19 protein-coding genes and 1 tRNA gene are annotated in these 23,366 nt (G+C 39.9%); 9 read left to right on the top strand and 11 right to left on the bottom strand.

All coding sequences use genetic code 11. The annotated features are described in order from the left end of the window. Positions 1-4: 4 nt before the first annotated feature. Positions 5-1,165, bottom strand: a complete 1,161-nt coding sequence (locus QT76_RS04700) for an HP1165 family MFS efflux transporter (RefSeq protein WP_033616788.1) — start codon at positions 1,163-1,165, stop codon at positions 5-7. A 63-nt stretch (positions 1,166-1,228) separates the two neighbouring features. Here QT76_RS04700 and pgi point away from each other — a divergent pair, with 63 nt between their 5' ends. Next, the gene (gene pgi / locus QT76_RS04695; RefSeq protein ID WP_033616787.1) at positions 1,229-2,866 is read left to right on the top strand and encodes a glucose-6-phosphate isomerase; all 1,638 of its coding nucleotides are present in this window, start codon (positions 1,229-1,231) and stop codon (positions 2,864-2,866) included. A gap of 305 nt (positions 2,867-3,171) precedes the next feature. Beyond that, positions 3,172-4,587, top strand: a complete 1,416-nt coding sequence (gene hofH / locus QT76_RS04690) for an outer membrane beta-barrel protein HofH (protein WP_033616786.1) — start codon at positions 3,172-3,174, stop codon at positions 4,585-4,587. A gap of 310 nt (positions 4,588-4,897) precedes the next feature. On the opposite strand, the gene QT76_RS04685 is transcribed toward hofH, so the two are convergent. Continuing rightward, positions 4,898-6,991 (bottom strand): carbon starvation CstA family protein, encoded by a 2,094-nt coding sequence (locus QT76_RS04685; RefSeq protein ID WP_195741867.1) that lies wholly within the window; start codon positions 6,989-6,991, stop codon positions 4,898-4,900. Between the two features lie 180 nt (positions 6,992-7,171). Here QT76_RS04685 and QT76_RS04680 point away from each other — a divergent pair, with 180 nt between their 5' ends. From QT76_RS04680 to QT76_RS04660, 5 genes are all read left to right on the top strand, one after another. Continuing rightward, on the top strand, positions 7,172-7,825 hold the full coding sequence (locus QT76_RS04680) for an amino acid ABC transporter permease (protein ID WP_033616784.1): 654 nt from the start codon (positions 7,172-7,174) through the stop codon (positions 7,823-7,825). Position 7,826: 1 nt separating this feature from the next. Next, a complete protein-coding gene (locus QT76_RS04675) occupies positions 7,827-8,498 on the top strand; it encodes an amino acid ABC transporter permease (protein WP_033616783.1) in 672 nt (223 codons plus the stop codon). Position 8,499: 1 nt separating this feature from the next. Further along, positions 8,500-9,246 (top strand): amino acid ABC transporter ATP-binding protein, encoded by a 747-nt coding sequence (locus QT76_RS04670; RefSeq protein ID WP_033616782.1) that lies wholly within the window; start codon positions 8,500-8,502, stop codon positions 9,244-9,246. 48 nt (positions 9,247-9,294) lie between these two features. Then, entirely contained in the window at positions 9,295-10,128 is an 834-nt protein-coding gene (locus QT76_RS04665; RefSeq protein WP_033616809.1) for a transporter substrate-binding domain-containing protein, read from the top strand. A gap of 121 nt (positions 10,129-10,249) precedes the next feature. Then, positions 10,250-10,801 carry a hypothetical protein gene (locus tag QT76_RS04660; protein WP_000120141.1) on the top strand — a complete coding sequence of 184 codons (552 nt, stop codon included), beginning with the start codon at positions 10,250-10,252 and terminating at the stop codon, positions 10,799-10,801. Between the two features lie 272 nt (positions 10,802-11,073). On the opposite strand, the gene QT76_RS04655 is transcribed toward QT76_RS04660, so the two are convergent. The 8 genes from QT76_RS04655 to QT76_RS04625 form a co-directional block, all read right to left on the bottom strand. After that, positions 11,074-12,297 (bottom strand): sugar MFS transporter, encoded by a 1,224-nt coding sequence (locus QT76_RS04655; protein ID WP_033616781.1) that lies wholly within the window; start codon positions 12,295-12,297, stop codon positions 11,074-11,076. Between the two features lie 128 nt (positions 12,298-12,425). Beyond that, complete coding sequence (locus QT76_RS04650) at positions 12,426-13,733, bottom strand: NCS2 family permease (RefSeq protein WP_033616780.1); 1,308 nt, start codon at positions 13,731-13,733, stop codon at positions 12,426-12,428. A 471-nt stretch (positions 13,734-14,204) separates the two neighbouring features. Further along, positions 14,205-16,112 carry a Hop family adhesin SabA/HopD gene (gene sabA, locus QT76_RS04645; RefSeq protein WP_033616779.1) on the bottom strand — a complete coding sequence of 636 codons (1,908 nt, stop codon included), beginning with the start codon at positions 16,110-16,112 and terminating at the stop codon, positions 14,205-14,207. Positions 16,113-16,282: 170 nt separating this feature from the next. After that, positions 16,283-16,495, bottom strand: coding sequence for a hypothetical protein (locus QT76_RS08665; RefSeq protein ID WP_001869126.1), 213 nt, complete (start codon positions 16,493-16,495; stop codon positions 16,283-16,285). A gap of 75 nt (positions 16,496-16,570) precedes the next feature. After that, the gene (gene deoD / locus QT76_RS04640) at positions 16,571-17,272 is read right to left on the bottom strand and encodes a purine-nucleoside phosphorylase (protein ID WP_033616778.1); all 702 of its coding nucleotides are present in this window, start codon (positions 17,270-17,272) and stop codon (positions 16,571-16,573) included. Next, a complete protein-coding gene (locus QT76_RS04635) occupies positions 17,269-18,510 on the bottom strand; it encodes a phosphopentomutase (protein ID WP_033616777.1) in 1,242 nt (413 codons plus the stop codon). The genes deoD and QT76_RS04635 overlap by 4 nt, the downstream gene beginning before the upstream one ends. An 11-nt stretch (positions 18,511-18,521) precedes the next feature. Beyond that, positions 18,522-19,778 carry a NupC/NupG family nucleoside CNT transporter gene (locus QT76_RS04630; RefSeq protein WP_033616776.1) on the bottom strand — a complete coding sequence of 419 codons (1,257 nt, stop codon included), beginning with the start codon at positions 19,776-19,778 and terminating at the stop codon, positions 18,522-18,524. 101 nt (positions 19,779-19,879) lie between these two features. Continuing rightward, positions 19,880-19,957: transfer RNA gene (locus tag QT76_RS04625), tRNA-Met, on the bottom strand. A gap of 173 nt (positions 19,958-20,130) precedes the next feature. Between QT76_RS04625 and QT76_RS04620 the strand changes: the two genes are divergently transcribed. Beyond that, positions 20,131-21,423 (top strand): MFS transporter, encoded by a 1,293-nt coding sequence (locus tag QT76_RS04620; RefSeq protein WP_324286863.1) that lies wholly within the window; start codon positions 20,131-20,133, stop codon positions 21,421-21,423. A gap of 19 nt (positions 21,424-21,442) precedes the next feature. Further along, the gene (locus QT76_RS04615) at positions 21,443-22,204 is read left to right on the top strand and encodes a tRNA 2-thiocytidine(32) synthetase TtcA (protein ID WP_000312892.1); all 762 of its coding nucleotides are present in this window, start codon (positions 21,443-21,445) and stop codon (positions 22,202-22,204) included. Positions 22,205-22,208: 4 nt separating this feature from the next. Here the strand turns inward: QT76_RS04615 and QT76_RS04610 are convergent, their stop codons facing one another. Continuing rightward, a complete protein-coding gene (locus QT76_RS04610; RefSeq protein WP_000542826.1) occupies positions 22,209-23,360 on the bottom strand; it encodes a cation:proton antiporter in 1,152 nt (383 codons plus the stop codon). Positions 23,361-23,366 lie beyond the last annotated feature (6 nt).

Genomic DNA, 23,366 nt, shown 5'->3' with positions numbered 1-23,366 from the left:
CCGCTCACTCATCAAACGGCTTAGCCTTATACAAAAAGAAAAAGAGAATGAGAAGCGTTAGGGCAAAATGCATGGTGATGATAGTTAGGGGCGAAAAGTAACGCAATTCCAAACTACTGAGCGATAAAACTAGCACAGAGACCACGCGCACACAGCTTGATGAAAGCGATGAGAGCGATGAAATGTTGTTTTTAGAAACGAATTTAGAGAATTGATACCCCAAGCAATAACTCATGTAAGTGAAAAACGCCACCATGAGCGCATACACCCCTATGAAACAATAAGGGATATTGCTAATCAATAAGGGGCTAACGCCTAGCAGCACCAAAAGCGAACTCATGGCGATTTTTTGGCTGTAATTTTTGGCTTTTAAAAAATGAATGAGGATGGAAATCACTTGAAAAGCGATATAAAACACAAGAAGGTATTGCTCTTTGATGCCTTGTTTTAAAAAATACGCTTGCCACATTTGAAAATGGCTCATAAAAAAGACGGGCGTAATCAAATGCCCCACTAATAAAATTTTAAGCTTGGGGTTATCTTTAAGCTCTTTAAGGCTGCCTTTGACTTGCTCTTTAAGGAGTTTCAAACTTTTTTGGCTTTTAAAATCCGCTTCTTTTTCTTTAAAATAAAACACGATCGTTAGTGCGCAGAGCATGATTAAAAAAATCCCCACGACATACAGCATCGCATGGATTTTGAGATACAAAAACGATCCCAAAGAACTCCCTATAATCATGCCTAAATAAGTAATTTGATTGTTTTTGGCTAAAAACTGGGACAAATCCTTTTTATTTTCTTTAATGTCTGTGATGAGTGAAGCTTCAATCGTGCCGCTAGAGCATGCGCTATACAAACCATACAGCCCCCATGCTAAAAGCATGAAAATAAAGCTATCAAAAAACAGCACAAACGAAAAACTAGCGATTAAAAACACATTAGAAACCAGGAATAAATTCTTCCGGCTCATCAAATCCGCTAAAACGCCGCTCGGGTATTCAGCCACTAGCACGCAAAAGCTAAAAAAGGTTTGCACGAGCAAGATTTCACTCAAACTAAGCCCTTTAGAAAGCAACAAGGGGGTTAAAATCGCATGGGGCAAGCTTTGAGCGATGATTAAGAGAAAATTCGCCCAGTAGTAAGCTAAAATGTTTTTTCTTAACATTTGAAAATTATAATTAAAACTAGCTTATAATAGAGCGTTATATTTTTTATTTAAGGGGTATTGATGCTAACCCAATTAAAAACTTATCCAAAATTACTCAAACATTATGAAGAAATTAAAGAAGCACACATGCGCGATTGGTTTTCCAAAGACAAAGAGCGAGCGAGCCGTTATTTCGTGCAATTGGAAAGCTTGAGCTTGGATTATTCCAAAAACCGCTTGAACGATACCACTTTAAAGCTTCTTTTTGAATTAGCGGATGACTGCTCTTTAAAAGAAAAGATTGAAGCGATGTTTAAGGGCGAAAAAATCAACACCACCGAAAAAAGGGCCGTTTTACACACCGCCTTAAGAAGCTTGAATGACGCAGAAATCTTGCTAGACAACATGGAAGTGTTAAAAAGCGTTCGGAGCGTTTTAAAACGCATGCGAGCCTTTAGCGATAGCGTGAGGAGCGGTAAAAGATTGGGCTATACCAATCAAGTGATCACCGATATTGTCAATATCGGCATTGGGGGGTCAGATTTGGGCGCTTTAATGGTTTGCACCGCCTTAAAACGCTACGCCCACCCGAGATTAAAAATGCATTTTGTGTCTAATGTGGATGGCACACAGATTTTAGATGTTTTAGAAAAACTCAACCCAGCCAGCACGCTTTTTATCGTGGCTTCTAAGACTTTCTCCACTCAAGAAACCTTAACCAACGCCCTAACCGCTAGAAAATGGTTTGTAGAAAGGAGCGGCGATGAAAAGCATATCGCTAAGCACTTTGTAGCGGTATCAACCAATAAAGAAGCCGTGCAGCAATTTGGCATTGATGAGCATAACATGTTTGAATTTTGGGATTTTGTAGGGGGGCGTTATAGCTTGTGGTCGGCTATTGGCTTATCCATTATGATCTATTTAGGGAAGAAAAATTTTAACGCTCTTTTGAAAGGGGCGTATTTGATGGATGAGCATTTTAGAAACGCTCCTTTTGAAAGCAATTTGCCCGTTTTAATGGGATTAATCGGCGTGTGGTATATCAATTTTTTCCAATCCAAAAGCCATTTAATCGCTCCTTATGATCAGTATTTAAGGCATTTCCCTAAATTCATCCAGCAATTGGATATGGAAAGCAATGGCAAACGCATCAGCAAAAAAGGCGAAACCATCCCCTATGACACTTGCCCTGTTGTTTGGGGCGATATGGGCATTAACGCTCAGCACGCCTTTTTCCAGCTCTTGCACCAAGGCACGCATTTAATCCCCATTGATTTTATCGCTTCTTTGGATAAAAAGCCTAACGCTAAAGGCCACCATGAGATTTTATTCAGCAATGTTTTAGCGCAAGCGCAAGCCTTCATGAAAGGCAAAAGCTATGAAGAAGCGCTTGGGGAATTGCTCTCTAAAGGTTTAGACAAAGATGAAGCCAAAGACTTGGCCCACCACAGGGTGTTTTTTGGCAACCGCCCCTCTAATATCCTTTTATTAGAAAAGATTTCACCAAGCAATATTGGGGCGTTGGTGGCTCTTTATGAGCATAAGGTCTTTGTGCAAGGGGTCATTTGGGATATTAACAGCTTTGATCAGTGGGGCGTGGAGCTTGGGAAAGAATTAGCCGTGCCGATTTTACAAGAATTAGAAGGGCATAAAAGCAACGCTTATTTTGACAGCTCCACTAAGCGCTTAATAGAATTGTATAAGAATTACAACCAATAGGCTTTATCTTACAACAAGATAAAACCTAAAAACAATCAAGCAAAGCTTAACCCCATTCTCAAGCACTCCGTTCAAAATAATCCGTTAATCGTAACGGATTTTAGCGCCATATATTAGCCATTTGAATTTAAAGAGAGTAAATTTTCCACAAATTAATCGTTTTTAGCTTTTAGAAGTTGGATTTTCTCATCATATGCATTATTTTACATATTATAATTATTTCAAAGCTAAGAATAATAAAAATCAAAGAATAGATTTATCTTTAAAAGTATTTGCATTTATCAATCTCATTTTAGGAGGCATGCATGAAAAAGGCAAGTCAGGTTTTATTCTTTGGGGCATTTTTAAGCTCTTCTTTACAAGGTTTTGAAGCTAAGCTCAACGGCTTTGTGGATCAATCCAGCACGATCGGTTTTAACCAGCATAAAATCAATAAGGAAAGAGGTATCTACCCTATGCAGCAATTCGCAACGATTGCGGGCTATTTAGGGCTTGGTTTTAGCCTGTTACCCAAAAAGGTTTCAGACCATGTTCTAAAAGGCAAAATAGGGGGCATGGTAGGATCTATTTTTTATGACGGCACGAAGAAGTTTGAAGACGGATCTGTGGCTTACAACCTCTTTGGTTATTACGATGGGTTCATGGGGGGTTATACAAACATCTTACAAAGCGATGATTTAGCGACACAAAACATGAAACACAATAAAAATGTCCGCAACTATGTCTTTAGCGACGCGTATTTAGAATACGCTTATAAGAATTATTTTGAAATAAAAGCCGGGCGCTATTTATCCACTATGCCTTATAAAAGCGGTCAAACGCAAGGCTTTCAAATTTCTGGGCAATACAAGAAAGCGCGCTTGACTTGGTTTAGCTCTTTTGGGAGGGCGTTCGCTTACGGCTCGTTTTTGATGGATTGGTTTGCCGCTAGGACCACTTATAGCGGAGGCTTTACCAAAAACGATAAAGGGGGTTATGATAGCCATGGGCATAAGGTGCTTTATGGCACGCATGCGGTGCAGCTCACCTATAAACCTCATCGTTTTCTCATAGAAGGCTTTTATTACTTTTCGCCTCAAATTTTCAACGCTCCAGGCGTTAAAATTGGCTGGGATTCCAACCCTAATTTCAGCGGCACAGGCTTTCGCTCTGATACGGCCATCATAGGGTTTTTCCCCATTTACTACCCTTGGATGATTGTCAAATCCAATGGGAGTCCGGTCTATAAATACGACACGCCAGCCACTCAAAATGGGCAAAATCTCATTATCCGCCAACGCTTTGATATAAACAATTACCATGTTGCAATCGCTTTTTATAAAGTCTTTCAAAACGCTAATGGTTGGATAGGCAACATGGGGAATCCAAGCGGTGTGATCATGGGGAGCAACAGCGTCTATGCGGGTTTTACAGGCACAGCCCTTAAAAGAGACGCCGCTACCATTTTCCTTTCTTGTGGCGGCACTCATTTTGCCAAAAAATTCACATGGAAATTCGCCACACAATATTCCAATTCAGTGGTCTCTTGGGAAGCGAGAGCGATGATCTCTTTAGGCTATAAATTCACTGAATATTTGAGCGGTAGCGTGGATCTTGCGTATTATGGCGTGCATACTAACAAAGGCTTTAAACCGGGTGAAAACGGGCCTGTGCCTAAAGACTTCCCCGCCCTTTATTCTGACAGGAGCGCGTTATACACGGCTCTAGTAGCATCATTTTGATGCTACCCTATGATTATGGTAGGCGTCTTTTTGATGCTATGATCACAAAACATGATAGGCGTTTTTTAACGCTGTTCCTCTAATCTCTATATATCAAATTTCTTTTCAAGCAAAGCCCTTTTTTAAATCGCATACCCATTATGTGAGTGGGGTGGTGAGTAAAATGCAAGTTCATTTTTAATTTAAAGCAAGCGATAGCTTTTTAAGAACCCAAGCAGAAACCCCAAACATCTTTAGCGTTTGGGTTCTTCACGAACAAGGTCAAACTTTTTTCATGGATTTAAAAGGGGGTTAAAAACCCCTTTTTTATTCAAGCGGCTTTGATATAGGGCGTTTCAGCTAGCGGCGGGTAAATTTGATTTTTAAAATAAGCGTTTGAGCAAATCCTAACGCTCACTATTAAAACCAATAGCGCCACAAACATGAAAAACACGCACAAAATCGCATCAATAGCATGGTTAAAAAAGGATTTTTGGAGCGTTTTTAGCGCTTTTTCATCGGTAGTGGTAGCCATTTTTTCTTTGATGATTTGCATTTGCGCCACATGGGAAACGTTATTAAGCACGCTATCATTACTCTTTGGCATTACTTTTAAAATACCGCTATAAAAAGTGATAAATAAAATCAAAACTGCCGGCAAGGCGCTTATCATCGCCCCCTTAAAACGCCCCATTTTAAACAACACCACCGTAACCAACAACAACGCCATGCCCGCTAGCATCTGATTACTCACGCCAAATAAAGGCCATAGCGTATAAATCCCCCCTTTAGGGTCAATCGTGCCTTGATACAAGAAATACCCCCACCCTGCCACGCACAAAAGAGTGGCAAAAATCCCAGCCTTATAAGAACTAAGATTACCCAAAGGCTTATAAACATTACCGAGCAAATCTTGGATCATGAAACGAGCGGTTCGTGTGCCAGCATCCACAGCGGTTAAAATGAACAAAGCTTCAAACAAAATCGCAAAATGGTACCAAAACGCCATCACGCTTGGATCCCCTAAAATGTGATATACGATCATCGCTAAACCAATCGCAAAAGTGGGCGCCCCACCGGTGCGGCTCAAAATAGAGCTTTCGCCGATGTTTTTGGTCATCTCACGGATTTCTTCAGCACTGATACTAAACCCCCATGAGCTAATCACCGAAGCCGCATCAGCTATATCTTTACCGATGCTCACTTCTGGGGAATTGATAGCGAAATAAAGCCCTGGGTGTAAAATCCCCGCACACACCAACGCCATAAGAGCCACAACGCTCTCCATCACCATAGAGCCATAGCCCACTAACCTGGCGTCGCTTTCTTTAGCGAGCATTTTAGGGGTCGTTCCTGAAGAAATTAAAGCATGAAAGCCGCTAATCGTCCCGCAAGCCACCGTGATAAACAAGAAAGGGAACACGCTTCCTGCAAACACAGGCCCACTGCCATCTACAAAGGGCGTGATTTTAGGGATTTGTAAGGGCGGAGCGACAAAAACAATGGCCACAACCAACACCCCTATAACGCCAATTTTTAAAAAAGTGCTTAAATAATCTCGTGGAGCGAGTAAAAACCATACCGGTAAAATAGAAGCCACAAAACCATAGCCCATGATCATCCACGCTAAAGAACTGGCATCAAAGGTGAATATTGACGCTAATTTAGGATCTAAAGAAACGTATTTACCCGCATAAATCGCTATAATCAATAGGATAAAACCAATAACAGAAACTTCTAAAATCTTATGCGGCCTGAAAAACCGCATGTAAAGCCCCATAAGAATCGCAATGGGAATAGTCATTGCGATCGTAAAAAAGCCCCAAGGCGAATGCGCTAAAGCTTTCACCACCACCATCGCTAAAATCGCAATGATAATGAGCATGATCCCTAAAATGCCCAGACTTGCGATCATGCCTACAAATTGACCCATTTCAAGCTTGATCATTTCGCCTAAAGACTTGCCATCGCGCCTAATGGAAGCAAAAAGCACCACAAAATCATGCACGCAACCCCCTAAAACCGAGCCTATCAAAATCCATAAGATAGAGGGCAAGTAACCCATTTGAGCGGCTAGTATCGGGCCTACTAAAGGGCCAGCCCCAGCAATAGCGGCGAAATGATGCCCAAAAGTGATCGCTTTATCGGTTGGCACAAAATCCTTGCCGTCATTCCTTACGCATGCAGGCGTGGCTCTGTTATCGTCTAGCTTTAACACCTTATAAGCGATAAAATGGCTATAAAAACGATAGCCTATGCTATAAATGCAAGCGCTCGCTACTACAAGCCATAGCGTGTTAATGCTCTCGCCCTTGTGTAAGGCTAACACCCCTAAACAGATCGCTCCTAAAATAGCTACAAAGACCCAAGCCAAAGAAACTAAACTTTTTTGCATGTCCTCTCCATTTAATGATTGTTTAATCATTGTTGTTAATTTCAGCCAGTTTTTTTATTATAATCCAAATTTTCTTTGAATAGTGGCAAAATAGCTCATAAACTTCCCGCTTAAAGGCTTGGGTTTTCCAAACTTCTAACAATTGGGGTAAATAAGAGCCGTTTTTAAACATGATGCTTTAAAGCGTCATTAATTTTAAGGTATAGCGTTATGGCATTAGATTGGGATTTTATGTTGCACTCCATCCCTGCGTTTTTTAAGGGGTTAGAACTCACGCTTTATATTTCTTTCTTTGGGATTTTGCTCTCTCTTTTGGTGGGGTTTTTGTGTGCGATCATTTTGTATTTTAAAACGCACTTCATCTCTCCTATCGTCTATATCTATGGCGAAATCGCCAGGAACACGCCTCTACTCATCCAGCTTTTCTTTTTGTATTACGGGTTGAATGAAATCGGTTTGAGCGCTTTAGAGTGCGCGGTTTTAGCGTTAGGGTTTTTGGGTGGGGGGTATATGAGTCAAAGTTTTTTGCTTGGGTTTAAGAGCTTGGCTTCCATTCAAAGAGAAAGCGCTTTGAGTTTAGGGTTTAGCCCTTTGAAGATGATGTATTATATTATTCTGCCTCAAAGCTTAAGCGTTTCTATGCCTTCCATAGGGGCGAATGTGATTTTTTTACTCAAAGAAACTTCTGTGGTGGGCGCGATAGCCCTAACCGATATCATGTTTGTGGCGAAAGATTTTATTGGCATTTATTACAAAACGACTGAAAGCCTTTTGATGTTAAGCCTCACTTATTTGATCGCTTTACTCCCTTTAAGCGTTTTGTTTGTGATCTTAGAGCGTTCCTTTAAAAAGAAAGTGGCTTAAAATGGGAGTTTTGTTAGAGTTAGACAACCTTAAGCGTTTGTTAGAAGGGTTTGAGATCACTCTTTTGATCGCTCTTAGCTCTGCAATGATTTCAATCATTGTTGGAATGCTTTTAGGGAGTTTGATGGCGTTTGGCTCTAAAATAATGGTTTTGGCGTGTCGTGTGTATTTAGAAAGCGTTCGCATCATCCCGCTTTTAGCATGGCTTTTTATCGTGTATTTTGGGTTAGCGAGCTGGTTTGATTTGCACATTAGCGCGGTTTTAGCGAGCGTTATTGTTTTTAGCTTGTGGGGTGGCGCTGAAATGATGGATTTAACCAGAGGGGTTTTAACTTCCGTAAGCAAACACCAAGTAGAAAGCGCTCTAGCTTTAGGCATGGATTCAAAAAAGGTGATTTTTAATATTATTTTCCCTCAAAGCTTTTTGTCTTTATTGCCCTCAAGCCTTAATTTATTCACGCGCATGATCAAAACCACAGCCTTAGTCTCTCTCATTGGAGCGATTGATTTGTTAAAAGTGGGCCAGCAAATCATAGAGCTTAACCTCTTACGCATGCCCAATGCGAGCTTTGTGGTTTATGGCGTTATCTTAATGTTTTATTTTAGTTTATGCTATAGTTTGAGCCTGTATAGTTCCTATTTAGAAAAAAAATTCCAACACATTAGAGGGTAAAATGAGCGTGATTTTAGAAACCAAAGGGTTAAAAAAAACCTATCAAAACCATTTGGTTTTAGACGGCATCAATTTCACTTTAAATAAGGGTGAAGTGGCAGTGATTTTAGGGCCTAGCGGGTGTGGGAAAAGCACTTTTTTAAAGTGTTTGAACGGGCTTGAAAAGATTGATGGAGGTGAAATTCTTTTTGAAAACACTAACCTTAATACGCCAGCCACTAACTGGAATCAAATGCGCCAAAAAATAGGCATGGTGTTTCAAAATTATGAATTGTTCCCGCATTTAAATGTGTTAGATAATATCTTACTCGCTCCTTTAAAAGTGCAAAAACGATCCAAAGATGAGGTCATTTCTCAAGCCGTAGAGCTTTTAAAACGAGTGGGTTTGGAGCATAAACAACAAGCTTACCCTAAAGAATTGAGCGGTGGGCAAAAACAACGAGTAGCCATTGTGCGTTCTTTATGCATGCGGCCAAAAATCATGCTTTTTGATGAAGTAACCGCCTCTTTAGACCCTGAAATGGTTAAAGAAGTTTTAGAAGTGATTTTAGAACTAGCCACAACGGGCATGAGCATGGTGATTGTAACGCATGAAATGAAATTCGCGCAAAAAATCGCTCATAAAATCGTGTTTTTTGATAGCGGTAAAATCGCTGAAGAAAACAGCGCTAAAGAATTTTTTAACCACCCGAAATCTCAAAGAGCGCAAAAATTTTTAGAAACTTTCCATTTTTTAGGGAGCTGTTAAATAAAGTTTGCTAAAAAGATGATTTTAATTTCAAAAAAAGGTGTTTTTATGAAAACGAACGGGCTTTTTAAAATGTGGGGGCTATTTTTAGTTTTAATCGCTTTAGTCTTTAGCGCATGTTCTGATAGCCATAAAGAAAAAAAGGACGCTTTAGAAGTCATTAAACAAAGAGGGGTTTTAAAAGTGGGGGTTTTTAGCGATAAGCCTCCTTTTGGATCTGTGGATTCTAAAGGGAAATATCAAGGCTATGATGTAGTCATCGCTAAACGCATGGCCCTTGATTTATTGGGCGATGAAAATAAGATTGAGTTTATTCCTGTAGAAGCTTCAGCTAGGGTGGAATTTTTAAAAGCCAATAAAGTGGATATTATCATGGCTAATTTCACGCATACTAAAGAAAGAGAAAAAGTCGTGGATTTCGCTAAGCCGTATATGAAAGTCGCTTTGGGGGTGATTTCTAAAGATGGGGTCATTAAAAATATAGAAGAGTTGAAAGATAAAGAGTTGATTGTGAATAAAGGCACGACAGCGGATTTTTATTTCACTAAAAATTACCCCGATATCAAACTTTTGAAATTTGAGCAAAACACAGAGACTTTTTTAGCCCTTTTAAATAATAAGGCTACCGCTCTAGCCCATGACAACACTTTATTGCTCGCTTGGGCGAAACAGCACCCTGAGTTTAAACTAGGCATTACAAGCCTTGGCGATAAGGATGTGATCGCTCCAGCGATTAAAAAAGGCAACCCTAAGCTTTTAGAATGGTTGAATAACGAGATGGATTCCCTCATTTCTAGCGACTTTTTAAAAGAAGCTTACAAGGAAACTTTAGAGCCTGTTTATGGCGATGGAATCAAACCGGAAGAAATTATTTTTGAATGATTTCTTTAGGCTTTGAATTCTTGACAGGGTGCGTTTTTATTGCTAAATTAGCAATTTTGTGATCTTTTTGTTTTTCATTTTGGGATATATTTGTTTGATTTTACATTGAAAGGATTTGTTGATGAGTTATTTTTATAAGCGTTGTTTGAAATTTTCATTAATTGGGTTGCTAGGGCTTTTGAGCGTTCAGCTTGACGCTAGGAGTTTTGTTGATGGGGATTTAGACATTCAAAAATTCAGTTATGAGGATTCTCTGCTTAAAAAGGGAGATCCTAATGGCGTGCATAAGGTTCAGGTGCGAGATTATAAGGGCAAAATGCAAGAAGCTGAGATCCACTCAGAAATACGCATTGCGGTTAAACCGGGGGTTAAAAAAGAAGTTAAAAAAGGCAAAATTTATAGCGCTCAAATCAATGATGGCATGTGCTATGCTTTTAGAATGCTCCAAACCGGCGATAATACCACAGGTCTTGATTCTAAAGAGTTCCCCAAGCAAAGCCGTGAAAAAAAGGGGCGAGTGATCACTTTAATCGGTAAAGATGAAGTGCCTTATCTTATTTTAGAAACCGATTGCCAAGTGGGTGATATTGCAAAGATCTCTTTGGTGGGTAATTTTGATGGCACTGGGTTTCTTACGGAATATAAATTCAAAGACGCTAAACCCATTTACTAGTCTTTATTCTTCGCTTCATTCTTAAAATCTCTTAATCTTTTGTAATTAGGGGATTTTTTTATTCATTAGCAGTGTTTTTGATCGCATCTTAAAAATTTTAAAAACCCTGTTTGTGTTTTTGCCTCAAGTTGTTAAAAAAGCTCTGTCCTCATCAAATACTGACAATTAAACCCTTTTATGGAGCACTTGCTTGATTAAAGTCAAGTTCTTTATTACTGATTTTTAAAACAAGCTAAAAGAAAGGAAAGAAGAAAGAAACCCCCCCCTTTTTTTTAGGAGTTTTCTTCTTGCTTATACCCTTTAAGCGCAAAGAAGAGAATATAAAAATAGCACAATAACGGCACACCATAAGCGTAGAGCAAATTTGATTCGGTTGCTGTTAGCATGTCTGTAACCGCGCCTTGAATGGGGGGGATTAACGCCCCTCCCACAATCGCCATGCTAATCACCCCAGAAGCCTTAGAAGTGAGATGCCCTAAATTGAGCGTAGCCAAAGAAAAGATTGTAGGGAACATGATAGAGTTGAAAAAGCCCACAAAAGTCAGAGCGAATAAAGCGATCTTGCCTCCAATGAGAATAGCCAAAGCGATAAGCACGATAGAACTTAAGGCGTTGAAAGCCAGGTATTTATTAGGGGCAATTTTATTCATCAAAACACTGCCTAAGAAACGGCCCACCATTGCGCCTCCCCAATAATACACCAAGTAATGCGCGCTTGATTGAGGGTCTAAATTCAAAAGCTTTTCAAAGCTTAGCACCAAGAATGATCCAATCGCCACTTCTCCCCCCACATAGAAAAAGATCCCCAAAGCCCCAAAAACAAAGTGTTTGTGCGAAAACAGGCTTTTTTGCGTCGTTTCTTTAGGCATTTCTTTTTCCACATCAGGCAATTTCAAAAGATACATGATGAGCGCTAAAAGAAGCGAAAACACCGCCAAGCCCAAATAAGGCATTTGAACGCTTTTAGCGTCCGCTAATTTGTCTATCAAACTTGCATTATCGCCCATTTTAGTCGTGCTAAAAATCAACAAACTCCCAAAAATAGGCCCTAAAGTCGTGCCAAGCGAATTGAACGCTTGGACTAAAACCAGGTTTCTGGCTTCTTTACCTTTAGAAAGCAAGGTTACAAAGGGATTACCGGCAGTCTGTAAGCACACAATCCCGCTCGCTAAAATAAACAACGCTCCTAAAAAAAACCCATAGGATCCAAAATGCGCCGCCGGATAAAACAACGCGCACCCCGTCGCTGTGATCACAAAGCCAAGCACCACGCCAAAAGGGTAGCCGATTTTACTGATCACATTCCCAAAAACGCCTCCCATGATGAAATACGCCCCAAAAAAGCAAAATTGAACGAGTGAAGCTTCAAAATAGGTCAAGTCAAAAATGGGTTTTAAATGCGGGATTAAAATATCGTTTAAAACCGTGATGAAACCCATTAGAAAGAATAGCGCTGTCAAACTCCCCAGCGCCAAAGTGTTAGAAGTTTTTTGCATACCTTCTCCTTTTTTATTGAGTTGATATAATAATAATGATATTACAATTATTTTAAGATAATAATCTGTCTAAATAAAGAAAAAGAGGCATGAAATGAGTAAAAAATGCAAAGCCCCTTAAAAAGAGCTTAACGAAAGATAAATACAGAAACAGAAATGATGCAGAGAATGATGATGCCTGAATTGAGCACTTTGAAGTCTTTTTGAACCAATTTGATGATACTATAAGACAAAAAGCCAAAGGCTAATCCATCGGCAATGGAGAAGGTTAAGGGCATCATCACCACGGTTAAAAAAGTGGAAACGCTAATGGCCATGTCTTTAAAATTCACCCCCTCTAACACGCTAAACATCAAAACCCCTACTACCACCAGCACCGGATAAATCGCATTGCTAGGAATAGCTTTTAAAAGAGGCAAGCAAAAGAGCGTTAAAACAAAAAATAATCCGGTAAAAACCGCTGTCAGCCCTGTGCGGCCCCCCTCTTCAACCCCACTCGCACTCTCTATAAAAGCGGTCGTGGTAGAAACGCCCACCACCGCGCTCCCTAAAGAAGCTACCGCATCCGCTTCCAAAGTCTTTTCCAATTCCTTATTTTTTTCTTCATCATTGAAAAAATCAGTCTTGTGGCCAATCCCTGCAAGCGTGCCTAAAGAATCAAACAAATCGGTTACAAAAAAAGTGATGATGACTGGCACTAACGCTAAAGTGAAAGCCCCACTCGCATCAAAAAAAATGCCCTTAAAATCTAATTGAAAGGCGATAGGGCTAATGCTAGCGGGCATGGAAAAAAACTCGCTAGGGTAAGGGGCTAGCTTTAAAATCCATGCGAGAATGGAAGTGATTAAGACCGCTATAATGAAAGAACCCCTGATTTTGAGCGTGTAGAGCGCGAAAGTTAGAATGATCCCCACAACCCCCAATAACACATGCGGATCGCCAAAATCGCCTAAGGTTACAAGCGTAGCCTTATGGGTAACGACAATATGCATTTCTTTAAGACCAATAAACGCGATAAAAGCCCCTATCCCCGCGCTCACCGCACGCCTTAAATCGCTAGGAATGCTTCGCATGACCCAACTTCTAAATTTAGTGAAAGACAAAATCACAAAAATCGCTCCCGAGAGCGCTACGATGCCTAAAGCGCTCTGCCAAGGGAGTTTTAGCCCCTGAACTAACCCAAAGCTAAAATAAGCTGACAGCCCTAAGCCCACGCTCATGGCTATTGGGGTGTTTGCCCATAACCCGTTAAACACGCTCGATAAGATAGTGATAATGGCAGTCGCGCTCAAAAGGGCTTCATAAGGCATGTTGGCGTGAGAAAGGATAAGAGCGTTTAATGGCACAATGTAAATCATGGTGATAAAAGTCGTTAAACCCGCTCTAAACTCGGTGGCAATGTTCGTGTTGTGTTCTTTAAGCTTGAAAAACCCCATGTTAGATAACTCCTTACTATTTGGTATAGATTAATTTAATAAGGGGCTTTGGGGTCATGCTAGCGCTATTTTATTTTAAATTGCCTTAAGATGCTTGATTGTGTTGTTTCAATCAAAAGAAGTGAGTAAAAAACCCTTTTTTTAAAAAAACTCCGCTAAAAAATAATCGTTTTTAATAAAAATCGCAAAAAAGCTCATCTTGTAAGGTAATTTCACTCTTTAATGGTTTTTGAGGGAGCGTTTTTTTAAATTTGAAAAGATTGTTGCAAAACAAACGCCCCATAAGAGCGATTATGGGGATAAATTCTAAAAAGGAGTTTGCCATGGAAAACTAAAAACGAAAAATAAAAATGGCACAAACATTATACCTTAAAATTTCTTTTTTTAGGTTTAATAACTATTTTTTTGAAAATTTTTAGCTTTAGAGGTTTTTTAGAAGTTTAACCCCCCCTTTTTTTAAAAAGAGAGTTTTTAATACGCAAACACATAATTGAGATACACGCTATAAAGCCTCCGGTATTCTAGTTTAGCGCCTAAAAAAGAATAATAATTCGTGTTAATGGTAGGGATTTTCACGCCCAATTCCATGCCATGTTGAGCTGCATGATGGCTATCTTTTTTCTTAGGTCTAGCGAGATTGGTTCTCAAGCCCAAATTGAATAAAAATTGGAAGTTAGCCGTATTCACTTTAGCGCTATAGACATTGCTGATGGTTTTTAAATTCACGAATTGAGAATTAAGCCATGAAGTCCCTGCTAAGGCGATTCCTCCAAAAAGCCCAAAAGAAATCTGGTTATTTTTACCTAAAAAGTTGGTGTTTTTATCGTTGATGAAATTAAACAACAAATCACTACCCACCCCATAAGTCCACACATCAGAAGCCGAGTTAAAGAAATTGGATTTGATATAGGCGTGGTTGTAATCAAAGAAACCATAATACCTTAACCCCCATCTTTTCTTTTCTCCAAAAAATTGCTTATAACCCACTTGCACCCCAAGGCCGTTCATCGCCCCGTTATTGGTTTGAGAGCTAATGATGCCCACTCGTTTGAAAGGGTTATGACCGAGTTCTTGAACAATAGTGTTGGCTAGGTTTTGCGCTTGATTGATTTGAGGCGTTTGGCTAGAAAAAGAAGCGTTGCTACTTTCTAGCGAAGTTAGAGTTTGTTTCACGCCCGCGCAACCTTTCCCCCAAGTGGTATTAGAAACGCTTTCACTTGAAGCATTCGCGCTGCATTCTTCTATATAGTTTTTAAGAACTCCTGTAGAAATTCTATTGAAATCGCTCCCCACTTGATTGGCTAGTTTTAAAACCGCTGCTTGAGATTGAGCGTTTTTGAGCATGCTTTGAGCCAAAGCAACACTATTAGGGGAGTTAAGGTTAAAGTTATTGGGTTGCGCGATGCTTTTTAGTGGGGTAGTATTAAGCTGTTGGGTTTCTTGAACGATGTTTTGAGCGTTACTAATCATGTCTGAAATAGCGCTAAATTCCGTGCCAAAAACGCTGCACGAATTTTGGTTAGCGCCTGTTTGCCATGAAGGGGTGTTTGCGTTATTAGTTCCACCACTAGCACTATCACTGCTTTTCCCTTTCAACATCGGGCAATTGTCTTGAAGGGTGTTGATGATGGTTTGCGCTTGGGTTAAAAGGTTTTGCGCATCGTTAATATAAGTATTCTTTGTTTCAATTGTAGCATCAGCAGCATTGTTGTTGTTATTATTGACATTAATGTTTTTAGCGTTGGTTGCTGTTTTAATGGTTACTTCCACCGTTTTTTTTGTATCGCTTAAAGCAGGGAGACCTTGTTTCAAAGCGGCTTGGATGATTTGATACGCTTTGTTGAGCGTTGCAAATTGTTCAATGGACAGATGAGAATTTTTGCCCGCTTTAAGAGTCCCTAAACTATTGCTACCGCAAGTGATCGAATTTGAATTTTGTCCTGGTTGGTTGTAAAAAGTTTCCGTGGTGTTGTGATTGGGTTTATCCGTATAGCCTCCGCATATAACCGCATAGGCTATGCTATTCCATAACCCCACCGTGGATTTTAGCGCTAAAAGCGTGGCTTGATAGGCAGGGGAATTGGTTGTTGTATCAACTAAATTTTGCGCGCTTTTATTTAAATGGTCAATCGCTTGATTAATGGCCGAAGCGCTGTTTGTATTAATCGCTTCTGGATTGGAGTGGCTGTGATTAGCCAAAAGCTTGTTCAAGTTTTCATAAGCGTCTGAAAGTTTTTGCACCTTGTCGGCGTTTTTCACTTTTTGAACCGCTTCACCGATTTGATAACCCACGCTTAAAAAAACGCCGTTGTCTTCAGCGTGCAGTAATGATGCCGCAAGAGTTAGAGAAAGCAGAATCGTTTTTTTCGTTTTTTTCATAAGATGTTCCTTAAAGTAATGTTTTATTGCAAAAATGTATCAAAATGAGAATTTATTTACAATACATTTAATTTTACCACAAATTTATTGGATTTCAAAAAAAGTTTTAGGGTGTTTTGATGCACTCAATCAAGCTTTTAAGAGTGTTTTTATTTGATTGGGATTTGGTTTTAGAAAGATTGTTGTAAAATAAACACCCCCATAAGTGCAATTATGGGGATAAATCCATAAAAGGAGTTTGTCATGGCTACCAAACATGGCAAAAACTCTTGGAAAACATTATACCTTGAAATTTCATTTTTGGGGTGTAAAGTTGTTGTTTTATTGAAGCGATAGTTTTGTAAAACGAAGTTTCTGTAAAACGATAGCTTTAGTTTTTCCAAAGTTCCCTTAAGGCTTTTAGCTTCAAGGGTTTTCCTTTAAAGCTTATCCTTAACTTATGGGGGCAACAAAAAAGGCTAACTCATCATCTCTAAAGCCAGAGTGATCATGTTATCAAAGCTTTCTACCCTTTCTTTAGGGCTTAAGGCTTTTTTAGTGATCAAGTGATCCGAAACCGAGCATAAGCATAAAGCCTTAGCGTTTAGTTCCATCGCCGTGGCGTATAACCCTGCCGCTTCCATTTCAATAGCCAAATGGTTGTATTGGGCCATCAAATCAAAAGCATGCGTTTCAAACGAATAGAAAAAATCGCTTGAAAAAACATTACCCACTTTCAAATCAATACCCAAACGCTTTGCTGTTTGATACGCTCTTAAACTCAATTCAAAATCAGGCGTTGCACTCAAATCGTGGTTTAAAAAACGCACCCGATTGGTTTTAGAATCCGTTGAAGCTCCAGTGGCCATGATAATGTCTTTCAAGCCAACTTTTGGACTAATCGCCCCGCAAGTGCCAATCCTTAAAAGCTCTTTAACCTGATAGGTTTTAATGAGCTCCGTTACATAAATCGTGCATGACGCAATGCCCATGCCATGCCCCATTAAAGAAATCCCCTTACCCTTATACTTCCCGCTAAAGCCTAGCATGTTACGCACATTCGTGATCTCTTTGGCGTCTTGTAAAAATTTTTTTGCAATGTAGCTCACCCTTAAAGGATCGCCGCATAAAAGGCATTGAGGATAAAAATCGCCGACTTTGGCGTTGATGTGAGGGGTCATGGTTGTCCTTTAAAGTTTAATAAGTTTTTGCCATAATCTAAGGGGCTTAATCCCAAAAAATAAGCGATACTTTGCCCAATATCCGCAAACGAATCGCTCTTGCCTAAAAAGGCTGGTTGTAAATCTTTATGATAGAACAAAACAGGAATGTATTCTCGTGTGTGATCGGTGCCTTTAAAGCTGGGATCGCACCCATGATCGGCGCAAAGAATGAGCAAATCGTTTTCTTTTAAATTGTCTAAAATCTCTTTTAAACGCGCATCAAAATACTCTAAAGCGTTAGCATACCCGCTAATATCGCGCCTATGCCCATAATCGCTATCAAAATGCACAAAATTCGTAAAAATCAAGCTGTTGTTTTTAGCGTTTTTGACTTGCTCTAAAGTAACATCGCATAACTCCATCAAACTACCGGCTTTGAACTTTTGAGTGATCCCCACATGAGCGTAAATATCAGCGATTTTTCCAATGCTAATGACTTCGCCCTGCTTTTCTTCAATGAATGTTTCAAAAAGCAATTTTTTATGGGGCTTTATCGCATAGTCTTTGCGATTAGCGGTGCGTTTGAAACTCTCTCTATTGGCGCCAATAAAAGGCCTTGCGATCACTCTAGCGATCTTTAAAGGCTCTAGAATTTGAAACACTTCTTCACAAAGAGCGTATAAGTTATCCAGCCCAAACTTTTCTTCATGTGCAGCGATTTGAAACACCGAATCCGCTGAAGTGTAAAAAATGGGGTATAAAGTTTCTAAATGCTTTTCGCCTAAATCTTTAATGATTTCTGTCCCTGATGCGTGGCAATTCCCTAAATAGCCTTTAATCTTAGTTTTACGCACAATTTCATCTAAAATCTCTTTAGGAAACGAATGGGTTTTGTCTTTAAAATACCCCCATTCAAAAAGAACGGGCGCGCCCATCATCTCCCAATGTCCAGAAATCGTATCCTTAGCGCTAGAAAGTTCTTGTGCATAAGTGTAAGCCCCTATTAAATTGGGTTGGGATTGAAAGCCTAAGGGCAATTTATTTGTGGCTTTTAGAGCGCTCAAGCCTAAACCCAAACTCTCTAAATAAGGCAGTTTCAAAGCCCCCTTACGATCGTTAGAATCAGCTAGGTTGTTGAAACAAGCCTTAGCGATATTGCCTAAAGTGTTCGCCCCTAAATCGCCAAAATCTCTAGCGTCTTCACTAGCCCCTATACCAAAAGAATCCAATAATAAGATTACCACTCTTTTTTGCATGCCTTATCCTTTTAATTGGCGCTTAACCCTATGAATAACCCGGCGATAGTCGCGCTCATGAAATTAGAAAGCGTGCCTACAAGCACCGCTTTTAAAGCAAGCCTGGCAATGAAATCTTTCTTTTTAGGCACTAAACTGCCAAGCCCCCCAATGAGCATAGCGACTGAACTTAAGTTAGCAAACCCGCACAACGCAAAAGTGATGATCGCTTTAGTTTTCTCGCTCAAGATTAAAGGAGGGTTATCGCCCAAATAAGGCAAAAATTGCATATAGCCCACAAATTCATTGAGCGCGATTTTAATGCCTATGATTTCCCCGGCAATCCCGGCCTGACTCCACGGAATGCCTAGCATAAAAGCTAATGGCTTTAAGAGCGTGCCTAAAATCAACCCTAAAGACAAATGTTCCATGCCTAAAAACCCCCCTACAACCCCTAAAAGCCCGTTAATGAGCGCGAGCATCCCCACAAAGGCTAAAAGCATCGCCCCCACATGCAAGGCTAAATGAAGCCCTGTGCTTGCCCCATTAGCGATAGCTTCTATAATATTGACATGCTCTTCTGCAGAAATATCTGCATGGCTAGAAATGGTTTCGTTTTGCGGGTAAATGATTTTAGCGAACAACAACCCCCCAGGAGCGGACATAAACGAAGCGGCGATTAAATAAGGCAAAGGAATGCCCATGCTCGCATACCCGGCTAACACAGGCCCCGCAACGCTAGCCATGCCCACGCACATGACCGCAAAAATCTCTGAATCGCTCATGCTTTTCAAATAAGGTTTAATGACTAAGGGCGCTTCGGTGTGCGCTACAAAAATATTAGCCGCTGCACTCATGCTTTCTGCTTTAGAAGTGCCTAAGCATTTTTGCAACGCCCCACCGATGAGATTGATAAATAAAGGCATGATTTTTAAATAATATAGAAGTGAAATCAAGCTAGCAAAAAAGATAATGATCGCTAAAACATTGATCGCAAAAATAAACCCTCCTATCCCTTGATCGCCCTTAGCGTTTGGAGCGAGATTGCCAAATAAAAAACGCACCCCCTCATAGCCGTAAGAAATCACGCTTTGTATGCCGCTGGCTAAGCCTTGCAACATTTCCCTACCCAAAGGCACATATAAAGCCAACGCCCCTAAAGCCACTTGAATCACAAAGGCGCTGACAATCGTGCGATAATTTATAGCCCTTTTATTGCCAGAAAACACCCAAGCAATAAGAAAAAGCACCGCCATCCCTACAACACTAAAAAGAGAGCTAAAAATCATCGTCAAATCCCTAAAGAAATTAAAAGATGCAACGCTATTGTAGTTTAGGTTTGCTAAAAAAAAGATTAAACGGATATTAAATGAAGTTTAAATCAAAATCATGGTGTCAAGAGGGGGACTTGAACCCCCGACCTCCGGCTTATGAGACCAGCGCTCTAAACCAGCTGAGCTACCTTGACAAAAAAAATAAAAGAATAAGATTATACAAAAAATTTTCTTAAAAATCCATTAAAATTACATTAAACTTTTATTATCAATCCTACTTCCTCAAATTGATGACAAAAGTTGGGCATTTTCTTGTAAAATAACCCGCATGTTTAAGAAAATTTTTCCATTAGCGTTAGTGTCGTCGTTGCGGTTTTTGGGGCTTTTTATTGTTTTGCCGGTCATTAGTTTGTATGCGGATAGTTTCCATTCAAGCAGTCCCTTGCTTATAGGTTTGGCGGTGGGCGGAGCGTATCTCACACAAATCATTTTTCAAACCCCCATGGGCATTCTTAGCGATAAGATAGGCCGTAAAGTGGTGGTTATGGTGTGCTTGTTGTTGTTTTTAGCTGGCTCGTTAGTGTGCTTTATAGCGAATGATATTGTTTGGCTCGTTATTGGGCGCTTCATTCAAGGCATGGGGGCTTTAGGGGGAGTTGTTAGCGCGATGGTGGCTGATGAAGTGAAAGAAGAAGAGCGTACCAAAGCGATGGCCATCATGGGGGCGTTTATTTTCATTAGCTTCACCATAAGCATGGCCATAGGCCCTGGGGTTGTGGCGTTTTTGGGGGGGGCAAAATGGCTCTTCTTGCTCACGGCGATCTTAACCTTATTGAGTTTGTTGATGCTTTTAAAAGTCAAAGACGCCCCTAAAATTTCTTACCAGATCAAAAACATAAAAGCTTATCAACCCAACTCTAAAGCCTTGTATCTTTTGTATCTAAGCTCTTTTTTTGAAAAAGCGTTCATGACGCTTATTTTTGTGCTGATCCCTTTAGCCTTAGTGAATGAATTCCATAAAGATGAAAGTTTTTTGATTTTAGTGTATGTGCCTGGAGCCTTATTAGGGGTTTTAAGCATGGGAATAGCGAGCGTTATGGCTGAAAAATACAATAAGCCTAAGGGGGTGATGCTTTCTGGCGTATTGTTGTTTATTGTGAGTTATATGTGCTTGTTTTTAGCCGACTCTAGCTTTTTAGGGAAATATTTATGGCTTTTTATTGTTGGGGTGGCGTTTTTCTTTATTGGCTTTGCCACCTTAGAGCCTATCATGCAATCTTTAGCGTCTAAATTCGCCAGAGCAAACGAAAAAGGCAAGGTTTTAGGGCAATTCACTACTTTTGGCTATTTAGGGAGCTTTGTTGGGGGCGTGAGCGGGGGGTTGAGTTATCATCATTTAGGCGTTTCTAACACAAGCTTAATTATTGTAGCTTTAGGGTTTATTTGGGGACTATCACTCTTTTTACTCCATAACCCTTCCAAGCAAAAAAATGTCTATTTCCCCTTAGACGCTTATAATGAGGAACAATTTGAAACTTTAGGGGACAAAATCATTGAATGGTATGTTAATATTAGCGAAGAAATCATTATTGTGAAATATAATTCCGATCACATTAGCGAAGAAGAAATCATTCGCTTAGCACGAAACTTTAGAAAATAAACATAATTAAGGATCAAAAATGGCCTATGAAATTTCTAAAAAAGTCTTGCACATTGTAGGCAAGACAAACGCCACTTACAAACTCATAGAAGAAGGCGATAAAGTCTTATTAGGATTGAGCGGGGGCAAAGATTCTATCATGCTTGCGTGCATCTTAGCCAGGATGCAAAAACATGCCCCTTTCAAATTTGATTTTAAAGCGGTTACCGTGCATTATGGTTTGGGCGAAGATTTGAAATGGTTGAGCGATTTGTGCCAAGAGCAAGGCATTGAGCATGAGATCATTTACACCCAAATCGCTGCCACGATCAACGAAAAACGCCGTGAAAAAAGCTCGTTTTGTTCGTTTTGCTCTCGTTTGAGGCGAGGGACTTTGTATTCTAAAGCCTTAGAAGAAGGCTATAATAAAGTCGCTATCGCACACCATTTAGACGATGCGGTGGAGAGCTTTTTTATGAACTTCACTTATAACGGGAGTTTGAGGAGCATGCCCCCCATTTATAGGGCTGAAAACGGCTTGTTGGTGATCCGCCCTTTGATTAAGGTTCGAGAAGCCAGTAGTATCCATTTTGTCACTTCTCAAAATATTCCGGTTGCTCCTGATTGCAACTGCCCAGCCAAGCAGCCCACCTCTGATAAGCCCCCTATCGCGCGATTAGCCACCAAAAATTTCTTAAAAGAAATGCAAAACTTACACCCTCATTTCTTTGACAGCTTAGAAAATGCGTTTAATAATGTTCAAGCGAACAGCTTTAGCGACGCTAAGTATTTAGACGCTTAAAGCTTTAAGCTTTTTTGTTGAGTATTTTGATCGCAATGGTGAATAACACCCCTTCAAAAATAGCCGCCATGAGCAATGCGTAGTAGGTGTTTTGTGAGATCGCTTGCGCTTTTAAGCCTACCGCCGCGGTGGTTACTAAAAAAGTTAAAGGCATAGAAGCCCCTAAAGCGAATGAAAATAAATGCTTGGCTTCTTTAAAGTATTTGCGCCACAATAAGGTTGAAGTGATCAAGTGCAAACTCAACATCGCTATGACAATCAATATCCCTTGAAGGATCAAATGCGGGTTTAAAAACACTAATTTTAAGTCTAAAGTAGAGCCTACATGGATGAAAAACAAAGGCACAAAAAACCCAAAACCCACATCATTGAGCTTGTGGATCAATTCTGATTTATGAGGGAAAAAAGTAGAAACGACTAACCCTGCTAGAAACGCCCCTAAAACCATTTCTATTTTGAGCCACACCACGATCGCAACCAAGGAAAAAAAGAGCATGAGCGAAAAACGCACATCTTGGTTAAACTGACTGCTTTTAGGCATCACAAAAAGCTTTAAATGCGGGAACCACCAAAACAAAGTCTTAAAGATTTGAAACGCCACGATAATTAAAATTAAAAAAACAATGAGAATGCCTAAATCTTTAATCAAATCCATGCCCAAACCATGCGAATACACCCCATCCACGACCACCAAACCAAAAATGCTTAACAATTCCCCAATAACGCCCACTTTCAAAACCAAATCAAGCCACAAAATCTCTTTACGATAATCTTTGACTAAAGTCATGATCATACCCAAACTGATAATAGGGAAAATCACCATAAAAATAGGTTCTAAATTAAGGCTAAAAGTAAGAATGAACGAAAGCGTGTATAAAATCAACAGATAAGCAAAAATGCGTTTTAAAAGAGAAACCCCTAATTTTTTAAACAAATAAATCTCCACTTCCAAACCGCATAAAAACATTAAAAATAAAAAGCCAATTTCGGACATGATTTCAAAGCCTTTAGTTGGCTCAATAAAACCCACATACGCCCCAACAGACCCAAATAAAATCTCCACGACCGTGATGGGCAAACGAGAGATTCTAGACATATAGGGAGCTATTACGATTAAAAGCATAATGAGCGCGAAAGTGAAAAATTCTGCATGCATGTCTTA

It is taken from the genome of Helicobacter pylori SA37A, assembly GCF_000476015.1.
Lineage (GTDB): Bacteria > Campylobacterota > Campylobacteria > Campylobacterales > Helicobacteraceae > Helicobacter > Helicobacter pylori_DB.
Note: the sequence above shows the minus strand (reverse complement) of the source record. Positions and strands in the feature narration are given on the sequence as shown.